Origin of the sequence: Massilia sp. S19_KUP03_FR1, assembly GCF_036688685.1 — a bacterium.
In the GTDB taxonomy this organism is placed as follows: domain Bacteria; phylum Pseudomonadota; class Gammaproteobacteria; order Burkholderiales; family Burkholderiaceae_D; genus JALYUM01.
Genome location: NZ_JAQQPS010000003.1, coordinates 284,498 through 302,556 on the forward strand (window position 1 = coordinate 284,498; position 18,059 = coordinate 302,556).

Here is an 18,059-nt window from a genome sequence, read left to right on the forward strand (position 1 = left end):
ACAATTCCGACCGGAGAAACAGCCTCATTCTATGCGTGAATACGCTTTAGGCCAAGTTCGCCTCATGTGATAACTTTAACAGCAAAATCGATACTGATGCGCCACGTCCGTCGGCGCGGTTGTGCAGCTCGATCCGGCCACCGTGTTCGTCGATGATTTTCTTCACCATCGGCAGGCCCAGGCCGGTGCCACGCACCTTCGAGGTGACGTAGGGCTCGAACGCACGGGACAGGATTTTGGGCGCGAAACCCGGGCCATTGTCGACAATTGCCAGACGAACCGCAGTACCGGCCACGCCCCCCGTACCCTCATAATGAATCGCTTCGGTGCTGACATCGATACGTGGCATGACGCCACCGGCACCATGCTCGGCCAGGGCATCCTGTGCATTCTGTAACAGGTTGTGAATGACCTGGCGTAACTGCGTGGCGTCGCCGAGGATGGTCGGCAGATCGGGGGCCAGATGCAGGTGGATGATGTCGGTGTCGTCCTCGGCCAGATACAGGTGCAGGATCTCGCCGATCAGTGCGTTCAGGTCGAGTTTTTCCAGCACCGCCGGCGGCGCCTTTGCGTAATCGCGGAAATCGTCGACCATGCGTTTCATCGCGTCGACCTGGTTGACGATGGTGTCGGTACCCTTCTTCAGCAGCGCCGCGTCCACCGCGTTCAGGCTGCCCGCCAGCTTCATCTGCATGCGCTCGGCCGACAGTTGAATTGGTGTCAGCGGGTTCTTGATTTCGTGGGCCAGGCGGCGCGCGACCTCACCCCAGGCCACTGAACGCTGCGCCGAAATCACATCGGAAATATCGTCAAACACGACGATGAAACCGCTGCCAGCGCCCACCGGCAGGCGTGAACCGCGCGCCAGCAAGGTGATGGCGTGGTCGTCGGCGTTATCCGAGCGGCGCGGGATGGCAATCTCCTGCTGCCAGTGCGAACGCTGGCGCGCGCTGCCGGCCGCCGTCTGCGCGCTCTGCGTCGAAAACGCCCGCGCCACCGCGCCGGCGAAGCTTTCCAGCCCTTCGATGACGGACAAGGGCCGGCCAGCCAGGTTGCCCACTTCGATCAGCAAAATCCGGTGCGCGGCATCGTTCGAGTTGACCACGATGCCTTCCGAGTCGAGCACGATCACGCCGGCCGACATATTCGCCAGCACCGACTCCAGGTGGGCCTTGGCGCTTTGCAGTGCCGAGCGGTTGCGCTCGACGGCGGTGCGCGCTTCGAACAGCTGGCCGGTCATGGCATTGAACGACTGCGTCAGCGTGCCCAGTTCGTCGTTGGAGGCCACGATCGGGCGCGGCGACAGGTCGCCCTCGGCGACGGCGCGCGTGCCTTCGGCCAGCACCAGCAAGGGTTCGGCCAGCTTGCCGGCGATCAGGAAGGCCGAGCCGATGGCGCCAAAGATGGCCAGCAGCAGCGTCAGGACCAGCGTTTCGATGTACATCTTGCGCAGGCCGACGCGCGAGTCGAGCCGCAAATGGTATTCGCTGTAGGCCGTACGCAGCACTTCGGCGTTCGACGCCAGGTTCACGGGGACGGCCTGCAGCACTTGCAGGAAGCGCGGCTGGGCGCCCGGCTGCTCGGGCACGGCCAGCACCACGCGCAGGCGCAGGCCGGTGGCGGCGTCGAGCGCATTCGCCGGCGCCGGCTCGCGGAAGTCGCGCTCGATGCCGCCTTCCGGGCGCGCATAACCGCCCGGCATGGCCGCTTGCAGCAGCATTTGCGGGGTCGGCATGTCCGGCGTCAGGTTGGCGCGGCGGTCTTCTGACGCCCACGCCAGCAATTTGCCGTCGGCGCCCACCAGCAGCGCATTCTCGATGCCGCTCTGATCGGCCAGGATGCGGGCCAGGATGGTCTGCACGCCCTTCTCGTCCTGGCCGGCCAGCGTGGCCGCAGCCGTGGTGGTGCTGGTGCCCAGCTGGACCAGCGCTTCATCGAGCGCGGCATGGCCCAGGTTCAGCCCCGATTCGAGCGCCGATTCGATCTTCACGTCGAACCAGGAATCGATCGAGTGCGACACGAACAGCACCGAGACAAAGAAAATCACCACGCCCGGCAAGATGCCGATGCCGGCAAACAGGAACACCAGGCGCGCCATCAGGCGCGAACCGAACTTGCCGCTCTTGTAGCGCGAATACAGGCGCGCCAGCGCGACGATCACCAGCAGCATCAGCGCTGCCGCGACACCCGCGTTCACGCCCAGCAGCCAGGAATAATGTTTGTCGAAAAAGCCGGAGTTGCCCGACGCCGCCGCCAACAGAAACAGCAGGATGGAAGTGACCGCGCCGCCAATAACCAGCGCATAACGCAAAATCTGGGTCAAGTGTCAGTCCGCCCGGTAAGTAAAAGATTTCTTGTTTGACGACAGGCGCCAGTCCGAGTCGTTGAACGCATTGACCTGGAGCGGCTTTTGCAGCAGCTCGCGGTCCATGTACATGCGCAACGAGACGGTATAGATTTCGCCACGCTTGAGGGCGCCGCGCGGCGCGATGACCCAGCGGCTGGGCCGGCGGATCTGGAACATCGCCTCCTCGAGCGTGCCGAAACTTTGCTGCACGCTGCCGGTGACGTAGATGGTGTACTGGCGCGTCAGCACATCGTACTTGATGCGCGTGGTCTGGCGCGTCGAGACGGCCTTGTCGTCGGTCCAGTACCAGCGCGGCCGGGTCAGTTCGATTTCGGTGGTAAACGAGAGCGGCGTGCCATGCTGGATGGCTTCTTCCATGCCCCGGGACAGATCGAACGAAAAGGCGACGGCCAGCTTGTAGCCTTCGTCGCTCGCCTCGATGTTGGCGCGCGTGACCTCGACGCCATCGGCCGCCTGCGCCTGGGTACAGGCAAGGACGAGCAGCAGCTGGCAGACGAAGAGGCGGATGAATCGTGTCACAGGGGGCCCGGGCCTAGGATGAGAAAAAGCGGAAGGTTGTGGTCGGACCGTTACGCCGCGTTCTTCTGGAACAGGGCGTAAAACAAACCGTCATGATCCTGCCCGGCCTCGCTCACGGGGAGAAGCTGGCCCGGCGCGTCGAGACGCGTGGCGCCGTTGCGCACTGCAAACGCGGCCGCCTGCGCCTCCGATTCCTGGGGCCACAGCGAACATGTCACGAACAGCAATTTACCATTGGGGCCAAGCATCTGCCAAAGGTTGTCGAGTATTTTGCTTGAAAGTGTTGCAAGTTGGAGCGCGTCGCCACGGCGGCGCAACCAGCGGATATCCGGGTGGCGCCGCACGATGCCGGACGCCGTGCACGGCACGTCGGCCAGGATGCGGTCGAACGGCACGCCGTCCCACCAGCCGGCCTGTTCAGCATCCGCGGTCAGCACGGTCGCTTTCAAGCCCAACCTTGCCAGATTGTCGGCCACGCGCGTGAGGCGCTTGGTATCCGAGTCGATCGCGGTCAGGTGAATGTTCGCCAACTCCAGCAGGTGGCCGCTCTTGCCGCCCGGAGCGGCGCAGGCGTCCAGCACCCGCATGCCATTTTTGACGTCGAGCAGCGGCGCGGCCAGCTGGGCGCCGGCGTCCTGCACCGACGACAGCCCTTCTTCGAAGCCGGGGATCATGGCCACGTTCACCGCCTGCGCAAGGCGCAACGCGCTCGGGCCGACCTGGGTGGTGGCAATGCCGGCGTCGGCCAGCTGGCGCGCGTAGGCTTCCATGCTGGTTTTGCGCAGGTTCACGCGCAGCGTCAGCGGCGGCGGCTGGTTGCCGGCCGTAAGGATGGTTTCCCAGTTCTTCGGATAGGCGGCGCGGGTGGCGTCGATCCACCACTGAGGATAATTCCACTGCGCCAGCGGCTGCTTCATGGCTTGCTCGAGCAGGGCGTCCTGTTCGCGCAGGTAGCGCCGCAGCACGGCATTCACCATCGATTTGGCATGGGCCAGGTCGGGGTGCGACGAAGCGGCCGTGACGGCCTGGTCGACGACGGTGAACGGTTCGTACGGGGCGTCGGTGCCCGGCGGCGGGTCCAGCAGCGCCAGCGCGCAAATGAGCAGGCAGGCCAGCATGGCCGGCTCGGGCGCCTTGGTCGTCATCAAGGCCAGCAGCACTTCGCTGCGCCCGGCCTGGCGCATGGCGCGGTAGGCGATGTCCTGGATCGCGCCCCGGGTTTGCGGGGTCGGACCGGCCACGCCAAAGGCCATCGACAGGGCGCTTGGTAACGCGGTGCCGCCACGCACCTGGGCCACGGCGTTGGCTGCGCCCAGCAGGGCCAGCGCCAGCGAATCGCTCTTCAGGTCAGGCTTGTAGCCGGGCTGCAGGACGGCCTTATTGGTTTGCTGGACCTCCGGCGCGCGTGGCGCAGGCGCGCGGGTGGGAGCAGGCACGGGTGCGGGCGCGGGCGAATACGCATGGGCCGGCACGGCGGCCTTGGCCGGTGCTGGCTTGGCGTGACCAGGCTTGGCATACGGTTTTTTGGACGGGCCCACCTTGGCGGCTTTGGGTTTGATACTGAGCGTCGGGCGCTTGTCGGTCATGGCGGGGGTCCAGGCATGGGATGCAGAAAAGGCGCCCATTGTACCGGCATGTTCTTCAGCCAAGCTTAAAAACGCTTGAAGCGGTGGACCGGGCGGGCGGCCGGGGGCGCTCCGAACCAGTATAATGGTCAACGTTTGCCCGTGGCGCTGCCACCGCTTTTTATGCATTTTTCTTATAGTTGACACCCTGCTCATGCTCGCCCAACAAAAACAAAAGATCGTCGCCCTGTTCCAGTCCGCTTTGACGCCGATCCTCGCCGAATCAGGCTCAGTTGCCAACATCGCACCCAACGTGACCCTGGAGCGCCCGCGCGACCCGGCCCACGGCGACGTCGCCTGCAATATCGCCATGCAGCTGGCCAAACAGCTCAAAGCCAACCCGCGCGAACTGGCCACGCGCCTGGTCGCCGCAGTGCTGGCCGATCCGGCCGCCCAAGGCCTGGTCGACAGCGCAGACGTTGCCGGTCCCGGCTTCATCAACCTGCGCGTGGCGCCGGCCCTGAAGCAATCGGTGGTGCATACCATTCTGGCGGAAGGTGCGCGGTACGGCCGCGGCGACAGCGGCGCCGGCAAGCAGGTCATCATCGAATTCGTGTCGGCCAACCCGACCGGCCCGCTGCACGTCGGCCACGGCCGCCAGGCTGCGCTGGGCGACGCCATGGCTGCGCTGTTCGACGCCCAGGGATACGCTGTCACCCGCGAGTTTTACTATAACGACGCCGGCGTGCAGATCGCCACACTGGCCAATTCGGTGCAGGCGCGCGCACGCGGCATCAAGCCGGGCGACGCCGCCTGGCCGGAGTCGGCCTACAACGGCGACTACATCCAGGATATCGCCAACGATTACCTGGCCGGTAGAACGGTCTCGGCCAGCGATGGCCAGCCCGCCACCGCCAGCGGCAAGGTCGACGACCTCGATTCGATCCGCCCGTTTGCAGTGACGTATTTGCGCAACGAGCAGGACATCGACCTGCAGGCGTTCGGCGTCAAGTTCGACAATTACTACCTCGAGTCGTCGCTGTACGCGGACGGCAAGGTCGATGCCGCCGTCGCGGGCCTGATTGCAGCCGGCCACACCTACGAGCAGGATGGCGCGCTGTGGCTGCGCACCACCGACTACGGCGACGACAAGGACCGGGTCATGAAAAAGACCGACGGCACCTTCACTTATTTCGTGCCGGACGTGGCCTACCATATCGTCAAATGGCAACGCGGCTTTACCCAGGCCATCAATATCCAGGGCAGCGACCACCACGGCACCATCGCGCGCGTGCGCGCCGGCCTGCAGGCAGTCGACCTGGGCATCCCGAAGGGTTACCCCGACTACGTGCTGCACAAAATGGTCACCGTCATGAAGGACGGCGAGGAAGTCAAAATTTCCAAGCGCGCCGGCTCCTACGTCACCGTGCGCGACCTGATCGAATGGTCGGGCGGCGGCGACATCACCAAGGGCCGCGATGCGGTGCGCTTCTTCCTCATCTCGCGCAAGGCCGATACCGAATTCGTGTTCGACGTCGACGTCGCCTTGAAGAGCACCGACGAAAACCCGGTCCATTACGTTCAGTACGCGCATGCGCGCATCTGCCGCATGCTGTCGAACTGGGGCGGCGATCCTGCCACCGTGGCCGACGCCGATTTGTCGCCATTGACGGCGCCGAGCGAAATGACCTTGCTGGCCACGCTGGCCGAGTATCCCGACATGCTGGCGCGCGCCCAGGTCGAACTGTCGCCGCACCAGGTGGCGTTTTACCTGCGTGAACTGGCGGCAAACCTGCACAGTTTTTATTTCGCCGAAAAAGTGCTGGTTGAAGACCATGCTGTCATGCGCGCACGTCTCGCGCTGGTCCTGGCCACGCGCCAGGTGCTGCGCAACGGCCTCGGTTTGATCGGCGTGTCCGCACCCGATCAAATGTAATTGAAAGCGCCCATGACCATTCTTTCCCAGCGCCGCCAGCGTGGCAACACGCTGACCGGCTTCATCATCGGCCTGATCATCGGCCTGGGCATCGCGGTGGCCGTGGCGCTGACGATCACCAAGGGCGCCACCCCGTTCACCGACAAGTCGGGCAAGCTGGGACGCCCGGCCGATCCGGCGCCGTCCGATGCGGCCGACCCGAACAAGCCGCTGTACGGCAACCGCGAAGCGGCGCGCGCCGCCAATCGCGCCCTGATCGAGAAAGAAGACAAGGCCGACAAGACGGTCGCTGCCAAGCCGGCTGCTACTGCTGCGGCTCCTGCCGACGCCGACCCGCTCGGCAAAGTCATCGCCTCGCTGAAAGAGCCGGCCGACCGCCCTGCTCTGTCCACCACGCCGCCACCGGCAGTGCGTGAAGCCGCACCGGCTGCTGCCGGCGAAGACCGCGTCACCTACTACCTGCAAGCTGGCGCCTTCCGCGAAATGGCCGACGCCGAAAGCACGCGCGCCAAACTGGCGCTGCTCGGTTTCGAAGCGGCTATTTCGGACCGCAACAGCGACAGCGGCGTGCTGCACCGCGTGCGCGTGGGTCCATATGCGCAGGTCGAAGCGATGAACAAGGCGCGCGCCAAGCTGCTCGACAGCGGCGTCGACGTGGCCATCGTCCGCAACCAGAAATAACCCGACAACCAACCCACTGGAGTGAGCATGAATTTGATCCGCCGCCTGATCTGCACGACCGCCTTGCTTGGTTTCGCCGGCGCCAGCGCCTTTGCCGCGACGCCGATGAACGGCAACGAGTTCATGACGCTGCCTACCGCCCAGCCAACGGAATCGGGCAACAAGGTCGAAGTGACGGAGTTCTTCGCTTACTACTGCCCGCATTGCAATGTGTTCGAGCCACTGCTGTCGGCCTGGGTCAAAAAACAGGGCAACAACATCGTGTTCAAGCGCGTCCACGTGGCCAGCGACCCGCGCGTGGCGCCGCAGCAGCGCCTGTACTACACGCTGGAGGCCATGGGCCTGGCCGATCAGTACCACACCAGGGTGTTCGATGCGATCCACAAGGATCGCCTGAAACTGCAATCGGACGATGAAGTGTTCGAGTGGGCCGCCAAGGCCGGCATCGACCGCGCTGCGTTCACCGGCGCCTACCGCTCGTTCGGCATTCCATCGAAGCTGCGCCGTGCCGAAGGCATGATGGCGGCATATAAAATCGATCACTGGCCAATGATCGCCATCGACGGCAAGTACACCACCTCACCGTCGATGGCCAACAAGAACGCGCCACAGAACATCAGCGAAGCGCAGCAGCAGGAACACGCGCTGCAGGTCATGGACTTTTTGGTCGCCAAAGCCAAGGCCGAAAAGAAGTGAACGCCGAGCGCATCAGCGCGCTGAGCCGATCCGGCGTGGCGGTCGAAGTGGTGCAGGAAACCGGCTCGACCAATTCGGACTTGCTGGCCCGCGCCGCGACGCTGGCTGCACCGGTGCTGCTGGTGGCGCTGCACCAGAACGCCGGGCGCGGGCGCGCCGGGCGCAGTTTTCTCACCGCCGCCGGCGGCGCGCTGACCTTTTCGCTGGCCTGGAAGTTCGACGGCCCGGTGCAGCGCGTGGCCGGCCTGCCGCTGGCCGTGGGCGTGGCGCTGGCTGAAGCCCTGGCGCAGCTCGACGTGCCCGTGCAACTGAAATGGCCGAACGATTTAATGAAAGACGGCGCCAAGCTGGCCGGCATGCTGGTCGAAACCCGGCCGGCGCCGGGCGGCACCTGGGCGATCATCGGCATCGGCCTGAATTTGTCGGTGCCCGACGCGCTGGAACAGCAGATCGGGCGCAGCGTGGCCGCCGCCACCTGGCTGGCGCAGATGGACCGCGACGTGCTGATGGCCGCGTTGCTCGACGCGCTGGCGGACGCCCTGACCACGTTTGCCGGCGCCGGCTTTGCGCCCTTTTGCGCGCGCTGGAACAGCCGGCACGCCTATCAGGGGCAGGACGTGAACATCATCGACAACGGCGTCACGCTGCACACGGGCCGCGCCGCCGGTGTCGACGACAGTGGCGCGCTGCTGCTCGACAGCGCCGCCGGGCGCGTGGTCGTGCATGCCGGCGACGTCTCGCTGCGCCCGCTATGAAGATCCTGCTGATCGATGCCGGCAACACCCGCGTCAAGTGGGCGCTGGCCGATACCCTGGCCGCGCCCGGCCAGTGGCTGCAGCACGGCGCCGTGCTGCATGCCGAGCTTGCGACGCTGGACTGGAGCGCGCTCGGCGCCGCCTGCGCGCTGGTCTCGAACGTGGCCGGCGCGGACATGCGTGCGCAGCTGGCGCAGCTGGTCGCGCCCTTGCCGGTGACATGGTTCGCGTCAAAACCGGCGCTGGCCGGCGTCACCAACGGCTACCGCGATGCGGCCCAGCTGGGTTGCGACCGCTTCGCCGCGGCCATCGGCGCGCGCGCGCTCCACCCGGGTCGCGCGCTGGTCGTCGCCACCTGCGGCACCGCCACCACCATCGACGCCATCACCGCAGGCGGGGTGTTTACCGGCGGGATGATCCTGCCGGGGCTGGCGCTGATGGCCGGTTCGCTGGCAAAAAATACGGCGCAGCTGCCGCAAGTGCAAGCGGGGGTCGCCTTGCCGTCGACGTTCGCCGATAACACCATGGACGCCATCATCTCCGGCTGCATCAATGCGCAGGCCGGCGCGATCGAACGCGCCGTCGCCGCGCATCGCGCCCAAGAATGCATTGTTTCCGGCGGCGCCGCCGGCTACATCGTGCCCGCTTTGACCATTGCGCACACCGCGCGCGAGAATCTGGTACTGGCCGGCCTCCATGCGGCGGCCACCGCCATGGCGCAACAAGGAGAACTGTCATGCTGAAATTCGCTTTCTGGGCACTGCTAGCGGCCAACGCCGTTTGGTTCGCAGCCAGCCAGGGTTATCTGGGCCACCTGAGCGCCGACGAACACGAGCCGCAGCGCCTGTTGAAACAGATCGGTACCGACAAGCTGGTGATGCTGACCGCGCAGCAGGCCCAGGAAACCCTGGCCGCCGCGACGGTGGCCGCAGACACGCCACCGCCGCCCGCCGAAGAACCTGCGCCAGCGGCGCCGAAACCGGTACTGGCGCCCGCGCTGGTCTGCACGGAAGTGTCGAACCTGCGCGAAGCCGATGCACGCAAGTTTGAAACGCGCCTCGCAAAGCTCGATCTGGGATCGCGTCAAACGCGGCGCGAAGTCGCGGCGACCGATTTTTCCAGTTACATCGTGTTCATTCCGCCGCAGGGCAGCAAGGAAGCGGCCGAGCGCAAAGTGGCCGAACTGAAAGCGTTGGACGTGACGAACTTTTTTGTCATGAACGCCGACTCGCCGATGAAGTGGGCGGTCTCGCTGGGCGTCTTCAAATCGGAAGCGGCTGCGCAGGCGCAGCTGGCGGCGCTGGTCAAGCAAGGTGTGCACAGCGCCAAGGTGGCGGGACGCGCCTCGGGGACGCGGGTCACCTATCAATTCCGCGGCATCGAGGCGGGCACCAGCGCGCGCATCGAACGCATGGCCGAAACCTACACCGGCCAGGAAACCCGGGCCTGCAAATAACAGGCGGTTAAAACGCGGTGGTCGCCTGCCGCGGCGCGCTCTTGGCGTCGGCAGGGGCTTCGCGCCGCAGCGCGACGACCTTGGCGGCGTCGGCGGCCAGAATGCGGTCGATCCGTACGTGCGCCCTGCCCTTCTTCAACAGACCCAGCTTCAGCGCTGCGGTGTACGACACATCGATCATGCGCCCCGACAAAAACGGGCCACGGTCGTTGATCCGCACCACCACCTGCTTGCCGCTCTGCAGGCTGGTCACGCGCACATACGATGGAATCGGCAACGTGGGGTGCGCCGCGGTCATCTTGTACATGTCATACCGTTCGCCGGACGAGGTACGACTGCCGTGGAATTTGACACCGTACCAGCTGGCGACGCCCTGCTGGGAGTACGGCGCATTGTCCAGCATCGGCGTGTACTTCTGCCCGAAGACGGAATACGGGCGGTTGCCGACTTTTGCAAAGGGCTCGTCCTTGAAGACGGCGTCCGGCACCAGGTACAACTCCGGCGGCGGATTTGTGCCCGGCCCGTCATCCTGGTAGTAAGCACCCCGGCCCGAGCCTGCCGGCGGCAGCGCCGCTTGCAGGCCCGCGTGGTCGACCGGCGCCGTGCGATGCCACGGGAGCAGTGCGATGGTTTTGCTATCGTTGCTGGTGCTGGCGCAGCCAGTGAACAGCACTGCGCATCCGGCGGCGATGCACCACGCCCCGGCTTGTTTGATCAATCGTTTCATTGCAATCCCTCGTCAGACGAGCATCGGCTAGACGCCGCCGCATGCTCATGAAAAGACCGCTATCCGATACGAGGGTTGATCGGGGCGGCGCCACAGGGAGGATTTCCATGTGGAAATACTCAGGGCGGATAGTACAGTCGACGCCGAAAATGCAAGGCGCAGCGTTACGATGTGTTACGCGGTGTAAGCCCGGCGCGCAGGCCAGGAAATTCGCTAGCGTTTCACGACCAGCGGCTTCAAGCCCAGTGTGGTGGGCATGGAACGCGCCGCTTCCTGGGCGTCGGCGCGCGACGCGAACGGGCCGCGGAACAGCCGGAAGATGCTGCCCGCCTGCGCCACTTCCAGCGTGGCGCCGTCGATCCCGGCCGCCTGCAGGCGCGCACGCATGTCCTCGGCGCCGGACGCGCGGCCGTAGGCGCCCAGCTGCAAATAGAAGCCTGCGCTGGCGACCACCGGCGCATCGGCAGGCGCCACCAGCGCCGCGCTCTCAAACGCCATCCGGTCCTTCAGCATCAGGTTGGTCATGTCGTCGGGCGCCCCATTGGCGGCCGACGCCACCTCGGCGTTCGCTTCGCGCCGCAGCGTGGCGGCCCGGGCCGGATCAGGCGCCAGCATGCGGTCGACCTGCACCTGGTGGCTGCCTTTGCCCAATAACCCGAGTTTCAGCGCAGCGGTGTACGACACGTCGATCAGCCGGCTCGAGTGAAACGGCCCGCGATCGTTAATGCGCACCACGACCTGCTTGCCCGACTCCAGGCTGGTGATGCGCGCGTACGACGGAATCGGCAAGGTCGGATGGGCCGCGGTCATCTTGTACATGTCGTACAGTTCACCGGACGAGGTTTTCTGGCCGTGGAACTTGACGCCATACCAGCTGGCCACGCCCTGCCTCGAATACGGCATGTCGTCGATCATCGGTGTGTAGGTCTGGCCGAATACCGAATACGGCCGGTTCGCGTATTTCGCATACGGTTCGGCCTTGAATACGGCGTCCGGCACGAGATCCAGGTTCGGCGGCGGATTCGCGCCCGGGCCGTCGCCCTGGTAGTAGCCGCCGCGGCCGGAGCCGGCTGGGGGCAGCTTGGGCGCCTCCCCATGTTGCGCGGCCGGCTTGTGCGGCCATGGCAAGGGAATGATGCGGTGGCCGTCGCTGCTGGCGCAACCGCTCAGGAACATGGCGCAGCCGGCGACCGGAAGCCAGGTCGCCGTTTGCTGGATCAATCGTTTCAAAGGCTGCCCTCTCAGGTCTGCACCAGCTTGCGATGGCGCTGGATGCTCATTAAGATCCCGCTGCCCAGTCCGAGGGTGAACAAGGCAGTGCCGCCGTAACTCATGAACGGCAGTGGCACGCCGACCACTGGCAGGATCCCGCTCACCATGCCCATGTTCACAAAAGCGTAGGTAAAGAAAATCATCGTGATCGCGCCGGCCAGCAGGCGCGTGAACAGGTTCGGGGCATTCGCCGCAATCATCAGGCCGCGCCCGATCAAGAGCAGATACAGGAACAGCAAAATCAGGTTGCCGACCAGGCCGAACTCCTCCGAGTAGACCGAAAAAATGAAGTCGGTGGTGCGTTCGGGGATGAACTCCAGGTAAGCCTGCGTACCCTTCATATAGCCTTTACCCGTCACGCCGCCCGAGCCGATTGCAATGGTCGACTGGATGATATGGAAGCCTTTACCGAGCGGATCGGTGGTCGGGTCGATCAGCGTCATCACGCGTTCGCGCTGGTAGTCGTGCATCATGGACCAGGCCACCGGCAGGCTGGCGCCGGCCGCCACCACCAGGCCGATCAGCATTTTCCACGATAGCCCGGCCAGGAAGATCACGTAAAAACCGGAGGCGGTCACCATCAGCGCCGTGCCGAGGTCGGGCTGCTTGAGGATCAGCACCACCGGCACGCCCAGCAGCGCTGCCGCCACCGCGAACGATTGCCACTTGATGAGACCAGCCCGGCTTTGAAAATACCAGGCCAGCATCAGCGGCATGGCGATCTTCATGATTTCGGACGGCTGGATGTCGAACCCGATATGCAGCCAGCGACGCGCGCCCTTCTTGATGACTCCGAACAGGAACACACAGATGAGCAGCGTGACGCCGAAGGTATACACCGGCACGGCCAGGCGCAGCAGCGTTTGCGGCGGCACATTGGCCGCGGCCCACATGATGACGAAGGCCAGCAGGATGTTGCGCAGCTGGCCTTCGACGCGGCCGGGAAAATCGGCGCCGGCCGACGACAGCGTCAGGATCCCGGTCGAGAGCAGCAGGAACAGGATGATCGCCAGCGGACCGTCGAACACGGTGAAGTAGGGTTTCAGGCGGCGGCCCAGCGAGCGGCGTTCATTGAAGCGCATGGTTTATCCCTTCGGAACCGGGGCGGGGACCAGGTCGGCCGCCGCCGTGGTCTGGTCGACCTGCGTGGCCGGGTCATGATGGTCGCCCTCTTCCGGGTCGTCCCCGTTGGGCGCATCCTTGAGCATTTTCGGCTTGTCCTTGTCGCCCGGGCGTTTGCCCAGCAAATAATAGTCGAGCGCCTTGCGTACGATCGGCGCAGCGATCACGCCGCCAAAGCCGGCGTTTTCCACCACCACTGCAATCGCGATGCGTGGCTTCTCGGCCGGCGCAAAGGCAGTAAACAGCGCGTTGTCGCGCAGCCGCTCAGGCGTGGCCGCGTGGTTGTATTTACCGCCCTTCAGGCCCACCACCTGGGCGGTACCGGTCTTGCCGCCCACCGTGTAGCCGGCATTGCGGAAGGCGGTCGAGCCGGTGCCTTCCAGGATCACGCCCACCATGGCACGCTTGATAATGTCGATGTTTTCCTGCTTGAGCGGAATGCGCCCGCTGGCGGTTGCCACGGTAAGTGTGCGCGCATGGGTGCCGCCGTCTTCGACAATTTTCACCAGGTGCGGTTTCATCACCACGCCGTTGTTGGCCAGGGTGGCAATCGCATGGCCCATCTGAAGCGGTGTAAAAGTATTAAACCCGTTACCAATACTGATCGAGATCGTATCGCCGCCGACCCACTTCTGCGCCGCGCGGTTTTTCTTGAAGCGCTCCGCTTTCCACTCCTTCGACGGCAGGATGCCGACCTTCTCGTGCTCCAGGTCGATGCCGGTGAGCTGGCCGAAGCCGAACGGTTTCATGAAGTAGTGGATGGCGTCGATGCCCATCTCATTGCCGAGCTGGTAGTAGTAGGTGTCGCACGACTGGACGATGGAGCTGTACATATTGATGTAGCCATGGCCGCCCTTCTTATCGTCGTTGAAGCGGTGCCCGCCCAGCATGAAGAAGCCGGGGTCGTTAAAACCCCATTCGGGACGGCGCTTGCCCAGTTCCAGCGCGGCCAGCGCCATGTACGGTTTAAAGGTCGAACCAGGGGGATAGGCGCCGGACAGGGGCCGGTTCATCAGCGGTCGGTCGAGCGAGGTATTGAGTTCATTCCAGCTCTGGCTGTCGATGCCGTCGACGAACAGGTTCGGATCGAACCCCGGGCGCGACACGTAGGCCAGCACGTCGCCCGTCTCCGGCTCGATGGCGACCAGCGCGCCGCGGAAGTCGCCGAAGGCTTCTTCGATCACTTTTTGCAGCTCGATGTCGATCGACAGAATCAGGTTGCTGCCGGGGACGGCGTCCGTGCGCGACAAGGTGCGGATGGCGCGCCCGCGCGCAGTGCGTTCGACTTCTTCATAGCCAGTGGTGCCGTGCAAGACTTTTTCGTAGCTCTTTTCCAGGCCCTCTTTGCCCATGTGATCGGTGCCGTTGTAGTTGGCGGCGTCCTCACCGGCTTCGAGTAACTTCGCTTCGCCCTGGTTGATGCGACCGATGAACCCGATCACGTGCGAGGCGACTTCGCCCAGCGGATACTGGCGGAACAGGCGGGCTTGCACTTCCACGCCGGGAAACTGGAAGCGGTGCGCCGTGAAGCGCGCCACTTCGTCGTCGGAAAGGCGGGTGCGCAGCGGCACGCTGGAAAAATTTTTCGATTCTTCCACCAAACGCTTGAACCGCTTGCGGTCTTTCGGCTCGATCAGCACCAGTTTGGCCAGTTCGTCGATCACCGACTCGAGGTTCGCCGTCAGTTTCGACGGCGTGATCTCAAGCGTGTAAGCCGAGTAATTACGGGCCAGGACCACGCCGTTGCGGTCGACGATCAGCCCGCGGTTGGGCACGATCGGCACGATGGCGATGCGGTTGTCCTCCGCCTGCGACATGTACTGGCCATGCTTGTAGACCTGCAGCCAGACGAAACGTGCGGCCAGCAGCGAAAAACAGATCAGCACCAGCGCCACCAGCGCCGTGATGCGCATGCGGAACAGGTGGATTTCGCGGTCGTTATCTTTTATTTCAGTCAAAGCGTTCGGTCACTTTCGGTCAAATCGGCCGGGTGTGGTCGCGGTCGACGGCGCGGCGCTGCGGCGCCAGCAGCAGCCACGTGATCACCGGCCACAGGACAATGCCCACCACGCTTTCGACGAATTGCACGAAGCCGGGGAAGCGGCCCGACACGGTGAAGCGCACCAGCACCTGCACCGCCTGGGTCATCACCAGCAGCGGGAACACGTGCAGCGCCTGCGTCATGATCGGGAACCACAGCACACGCCGGTGGATCATGATGGCGAAATAGGACAGCAAGGTGTACGCCAGCGCATTTTCGCCGAGCAGGGTCGCGTCGTGCACATCCATCAGGAGGCCCATCGAAAACGCCACGCCGATGCCGACCTTGCGCGGCTGGTGGATGCCCCAGAACACCAGCACCAGCGCGACGAAATCGGGCGCACCGGTCCAGCGGCCCCAGGGCAACAGGTTGAGCATGAAAGCGCAGGTCAGGCTGAGCGTGATGAACAGCGGGCTGACCGGCAGGAGAATGTAATGGGGACGGTTCATTGTGCACCCTGGATCGGTTTAACTGGTGCTGCGGCCGGCTTGCTGACACCGGCGACGGGCAAGGGCACGGTTTTGGTCGGCGCCGGCGGCACCGCAGCCGGCGCCGCCACTTCCGGCGCCTTCAAGGTCGGCAAGGGCAAGGGCGCCATTTTCGGCAGATTTTTCCGCGCCGATGCGGTCGGCTTGACCGCGTCGGTGTCGACCGGCCGCTGCGGCAAGGGGACATGCGTCATGACAATCAGCAGCTGGCGGTTGCGGTCGACGCCGGCCAGGGGCTGGCAGATCACGCGCCCGAACGCACCGGCGCCGACGTTTTCCACCTGCGCCACCCTGGCCACGGCCAGGCCGGCCGGGTAGATACCGTCCATGCCGGAGGTAATCAGTACGTCGCCGACGACGATGTCGGCATTCGGCGCCACGAAGCGCAGGTCGAGCGTGCCGGACTGGCCGCGTCCGTATGCCACCGTGCGCAGGCCCGAGCGCAGCACCTGCACCGGAATGGCTTGTTCCTTATCGGTCAGCAGCGTGACTTCGGAGGTGAACGGGAACACGCGGGTGACCTGGCCGACCACGCCGAAGTTGTCGATCACGGGCAAACCGAGCGTGACATTGCTTTGCGAACCGCGGTCGAGCACGATCTTGCGGGTCGACGGGTCGCGCGCGTCGTACAGTATTTCGCTCATCATCGACTGCACTGGCAGGTGGGCTTTGGCGTCCATCAGTTTGCGCAACTGGGCATTCTCGGCCATCTGCAATTGCGCCTGCTGCATCAAGGTGGCATTCGCGATTTGCTCGCTTTTCAGGTCGCGCACCTCCTTCTGCAGAGCCGACAGCGACGAAAAATAATTGCCCATGTTGCCGGCGGCGTCGCGCGGAATCAGGGCCGCCATTTGCAGGGGATAGAGCACCGTGCCGGCCACCTGGCGCAGGCTGGTGAGCGCGTGAAAACGCGCATCAATGATCAATAAGGCAACAGAGAGAAATGCGAACACCGCCACCTTGACCCGCGCAGGCGCGCCTTGCTTGAACAACGGCGGAGGACTGTATTCCATGACTTCCAATAATTGATGCGATAGGGGATCGCTTCAAGCGAGGGCTGGAGCCGGGCGTCATGCCGCAGCACTTGCTCAATAGCTTGCGAGCACGCATTTTCGCCACCTGCCCAGGCAAGCGCCAGCGCGCTTACCTTTGCTTACGGGGCTCGCTGCTTACTCGTAGGAAAAGATCGAGCCCAGCTTGTCCATGCGCTCGAGCGCCATGCCCGAACCACGCACCACGCAGGTCAGCGGATCTTCGGCCACCAGCACCGGCAGGCCGGTTTCTTCCATCAGCAAGCGATCGAGGTCGCGCAGCAAGGCGCCGCCACCGGTGAGCATCATGCCTTTTTCGGCGATGTCCGCGCCCAGTTCCGGCGGGGTCTGCTCGAGGGCGTTCTTCACGGCCGAGACGATGTTGTTCAGCGGGTCGGTCAGCGCTTCCAGGATTTCGTTGGACGAAATCGTAAACGAGCGCGGAATGCCTTCGGACAGGTTGCGGCCCTTGACTTCCATTTCCTTCACTTCCGAACCCGGGAACGCCGAACCGATGGCCTTTTTGATCGCTTCCGCGGTCTGCTCGCCGATCAGCATGCCGTAGTTGCGGCGGATGTAGTTGACGATGGCTTCGTCGAACTTGTCGCCACCCACGCGCACCGAGCCTTTGTACACCATGCCGCCAAGCGAGATGATGCCCACTTCGGTGGTGCCGCCGCCGATGTCAACCACCATCGAGCCGGTTGCGTCCGACACCGGCAAGCCGGCGCCGATGGCTGCGGCCATCGGCTCTTCAATCAGGTAGACGTGCGAGGCGCCGGCGCCAAGCGCCGATTCGCGAATTGCGCGGCGCTCGACCTGGGTCGAACCGCACGGCACGCAAATGATGATGCGCGGCGATGGACGGAAGAATTTGGAGTCGTGCACCATGCGAATGAATTGCTTGAGCATTTGCTCGGTGACGGTGAAGTCGGCAATCACGCCGTCTTTCATCGGGCGGATCGCCTCGATATTGCCTGGCACTTTACCAAGCATCTGCTTGGCTTCCTTGCCGACCGCCTGGATCGTCTTCTTGCCGTTCGGGCCGCCTTCCTGGCGGATCGCCACAACCGAGGGCTCGTCCAGGACAATGCCCAGGCCACGGACGTAAATCAGGGTATTCGCGGTGCCAAGGTCAATTGCCAGGTCGTTCGAAAAATAACTGCGTAAAAAACCAAACATGTGTGTCCTGATGCGCAACGGTCGCGCGTGAAATGTGCGCCTACAACGCGCCAAAACATTAAAGGGAAGTCTCGCCACGCGCCAATCGACGATTGCGGCGCGGTCTTGTCATGCTGCGGCTGCCCTATGAAAGCGCCGACAACGCATTAACCCGCCATTCTACCTTATAATTTAACGCTTAAATGCTGAAAAACCGCGCAATTGCCCCTCTGTTCAGCGG

Annotated in this window: 16 protein-coding genes; 6 read left to right on the forward strand and 10 right to left on the reverse strand. The window is 64.3% G+C overall.

All coding sequences use genetic code 11. The features are described 5' to 3' along the window. Nucleotides 1-46: 46 nt before the first annotated feature. From V6M87_RS04665 to rsmB, 3 genes are read right to left on the reverse strand one after another with little or no spacing between them, the layout of a single operon-like run. Nucleotides 47-2,323, reverse strand: coding sequence for a sensor histidine kinase (locus tag V6M87_RS04665; RefSeq protein ID WP_332848576.1), 2,277 nt, complete (start codon nucleotides 2,321-2,323; stop codon nucleotides 47-49). A gap of 3 nt (nucleotides 2,324-2,326) precedes the next feature. Beyond that, a complete protein-coding gene (locus V6M87_RS04670) occupies nucleotides 2,327-2,887 on the reverse strand; it encodes a DUF4390 domain-containing protein (RefSeq protein ID WP_332848577.1) in 561 nt (186 codons plus the stop codon). A 50-nt stretch (nucleotides 2,888-2,937) separates the two neighbouring features. Beyond that, a complete protein-coding gene (rsmB, locus tag V6M87_RS04675) occupies nucleotides 2,938-4,473 on the reverse strand; it encodes a 16S rRNA (cytosine(967)-C(5))-methyltransferase RsmB (protein WP_332848578.1) in 1,536 nt (511 codons plus the stop codon). Between the two features lie 193 nt (nucleotides 4,474-4,666). Here rsmB and argS point away from each other — a divergent pair, with 193 nt between their 5' ends. From argS to V6M87_RS04705, 6 genes are read left to right on the forward strand one after another with little or no spacing between them, the layout of a single operon-like run. Next, nucleotides 4,667-6,388, forward strand: a complete 1,722-nt coding sequence (gene argS, locus V6M87_RS04680; protein ID WP_332848579.1) for an arginine--tRNA ligase — start codon at nucleotides 4,667-4,669, stop codon at nucleotides 6,386-6,388. Between the two features lie 12 nt (nucleotides 6,389-6,400). Then, on the forward strand, nucleotides 6,401-7,069 hold the full coding sequence (locus tag V6M87_RS04685) for an SPOR domain-containing protein (RefSeq protein WP_332848580.1): 669 nt from the start codon (nucleotides 6,401-6,403) through the stop codon (nucleotides 7,067-7,069). Between the two features lie 27 nt (nucleotides 7,070-7,096). Next, the gene (locus V6M87_RS04690) at nucleotides 7,097-7,765 is read left to right on the forward strand and encodes a thiol:disulfide interchange protein DsbA/DsbL (protein ID WP_332848581.1); all 669 of its coding nucleotides are present in this window, start codon (nucleotides 7,097-7,099) and stop codon (nucleotides 7,763-7,765) included. After that, nucleotides 7,762-8,520 (forward strand): biotin--[acetyl-CoA-carboxylase] ligase, encoded by a 759-nt coding sequence (locus V6M87_RS04695; RefSeq protein ID WP_332848582.1) that lies wholly within the window; start codon nucleotides 7,762-7,764, stop codon nucleotides 8,518-8,520. Before V6M87_RS04690 ends, V6M87_RS04695 begins: the two co-directional genes overlap by 4 nt. Beyond that, nucleotides 8,517-9,263, forward strand: coding sequence for a type III pantothenate kinase (locus V6M87_RS04700; RefSeq protein ID WP_332848583.1), 747 nt, complete (start codon nucleotides 8,517-8,519; stop codon nucleotides 9,261-9,263). The genes V6M87_RS04695 and V6M87_RS04700 overlap by 4 nt, the downstream gene beginning before the upstream one ends. After that, nucleotides 9,257-9,976, forward strand: coding sequence for an SPOR domain-containing protein (locus V6M87_RS04705; protein WP_332848584.1), 720 nt, complete (start codon nucleotides 9,257-9,259; stop codon nucleotides 9,974-9,976). Before V6M87_RS04700 ends, V6M87_RS04705 begins: the two co-directional genes overlap by 7 nt. Before the next feature lie 7 nt (nucleotides 9,977-9,983). Here V6M87_RS04705 and V6M87_RS04710 read toward each other — a convergent pair whose 3' ends face one another. The 7 genes from V6M87_RS04710 to V6M87_RS04740 form a co-directional block, all read right to left on the reverse strand. Continuing rightward, the gene (locus V6M87_RS04710) at nucleotides 9,984-10,703 is read right to left on the reverse strand and encodes a septal ring lytic transglycosylase RlpA family protein (protein ID WP_332848585.1); all 720 of its coding nucleotides are present in this window, start codon (nucleotides 10,701-10,703) and stop codon (nucleotides 9,984-9,986) included. 213 nt (nucleotides 10,704-10,916) lie between these two features. Beyond that, the gene (locus V6M87_RS04715) at nucleotides 10,917-11,933 is read right to left on the reverse strand and encodes a septal ring lytic transglycosylase RlpA family protein (RefSeq protein WP_332848586.1); all 1,017 of its coding nucleotides are present in this window, start codon (nucleotides 11,931-11,933) and stop codon (nucleotides 10,917-10,919) included. Between the two features lie 11 nt (nucleotides 11,934-11,944). Further along, on the reverse strand, nucleotides 11,945-13,057 hold the full coding sequence (gene rodA, locus V6M87_RS04720) for a rod shape-determining protein RodA (RefSeq protein ID WP_332848587.1): 1,113 nt from the start codon (nucleotides 13,055-13,057) through the stop codon (nucleotides 11,945-11,947). A gap of 3 nt (nucleotides 13,058-13,060) precedes the next feature. Next, the gene (gene mrdA, locus V6M87_RS04725; RefSeq protein ID WP_332848588.1) at nucleotides 13,061-15,055 is read right to left on the reverse strand and encodes a penicillin-binding protein 2; all 1,995 of its coding nucleotides are present in this window, start codon (nucleotides 15,053-15,055) and stop codon (nucleotides 13,061-13,063) included. A gap of 19 nt (nucleotides 15,056-15,074) precedes the next feature. Next, the gene (gene mreD, locus V6M87_RS04730) at nucleotides 15,075-15,587 is read right to left on the reverse strand and encodes a rod shape-determining protein MreD (protein ID WP_332848589.1); all 513 of its coding nucleotides are present in this window, start codon (nucleotides 15,585-15,587) and stop codon (nucleotides 15,075-15,077) included. After that, entirely contained in the window at nucleotides 15,584-16,639 is a 1,056-nt protein-coding gene (mreC, locus tag V6M87_RS04735; RefSeq protein ID WP_332848590.1) for a rod shape-determining protein MreC, read from the reverse strand. Before mreC ends, mreD begins: the two co-directional genes overlap by 4 nt. 156 nt (nucleotides 16,640-16,795) lie before the next feature. Continuing rightward, nucleotides 16,796-17,839 (reverse strand): rod shape-determining protein, encoded by a 1,044-nt coding sequence (locus tag V6M87_RS04740; protein WP_332848591.1) that lies wholly within the window; start codon nucleotides 17,837-17,839, stop codon nucleotides 16,796-16,798. Between the last annotated feature and the right edge of the window lie 220 nt (nucleotides 17,840-18,059).

Excerpts from the sequence above, each read along its gene's own strand:
- rsmB (WP_332848578.1), bottom strand. The coding sequence starts at position 4,473 with ATGACCGACAAGCGCCCGACGCTCAGTATCAAACCCAAAGCCGCCAAG.
- argS (WP_332848579.1), top strand. The coding sequence starts at position 4,667 with ATGCTCGCCCAACAAAAACAAAAGATCGTCGCCCTGTTCCAGTCCGCT.
- V6M87_RS04685 (WP_332848580.1), top strand. The coding sequence starts at position 6,401 with ATGACCATTCTTTCCCAGCGCCGCCAGCGTGGCAACACGCTGACCGGC.
- V6M87_RS04690 (WP_332848581.1), top strand. The coding sequence starts at position 7,097 with ATGAATTTGATCCGCCGCCTGATCTGCACGACCGCCTTGCTTGGTTTC.
- V6M87_RS04700 (WP_332848583.1), top strand. The coding sequence starts at position 8,517 with ATGAAGATCCTGCTGATCGATGCCGGCAACACCCGCGTCAAGTGGGCG.
- V6M87_RS04705 (WP_332848584.1), top strand. The coding sequence starts at position 9,257 with ATGCTGAAATTCGCTTTCTGGGCACTGCTAGCGGCCAACGCCGTTTGG.
- V6M87_RS04710 (WP_332848585.1), bottom strand. The coding sequence starts at position 10,703 with ATGAAACGATTGATCAAACAAGCCGGGGCGTGGTGCATCGCCGCCGGA.
- rodA (WP_332848587.1), bottom strand. The coding sequence starts at position 13,057 with ATGCGCTTCAATGAACGCCGCTCGCTGGGCCGCCGCCTGAAACCCTAC.
- mreD (WP_332848589.1), bottom strand. The coding sequence starts at position 15,587 with ATGAACCGTCCCCATTACATTCTCCTGCCGGTCAGCCCGCTGTTCATC.
- mreC (WP_332848590.1), bottom strand. The coding sequence starts at position 16,639 with ATGGAATACAGTCCTCCGCCGTTGTTCAAGCAAGGCGCGCCTGCGCGG.
- V6M87_RS04740 (WP_332848591.1), bottom strand. The coding sequence starts at position 17,839 with ATGTTTGGTTTTTTACGCAGTTATTTTTCGAACGACCTGGCAATTGAC.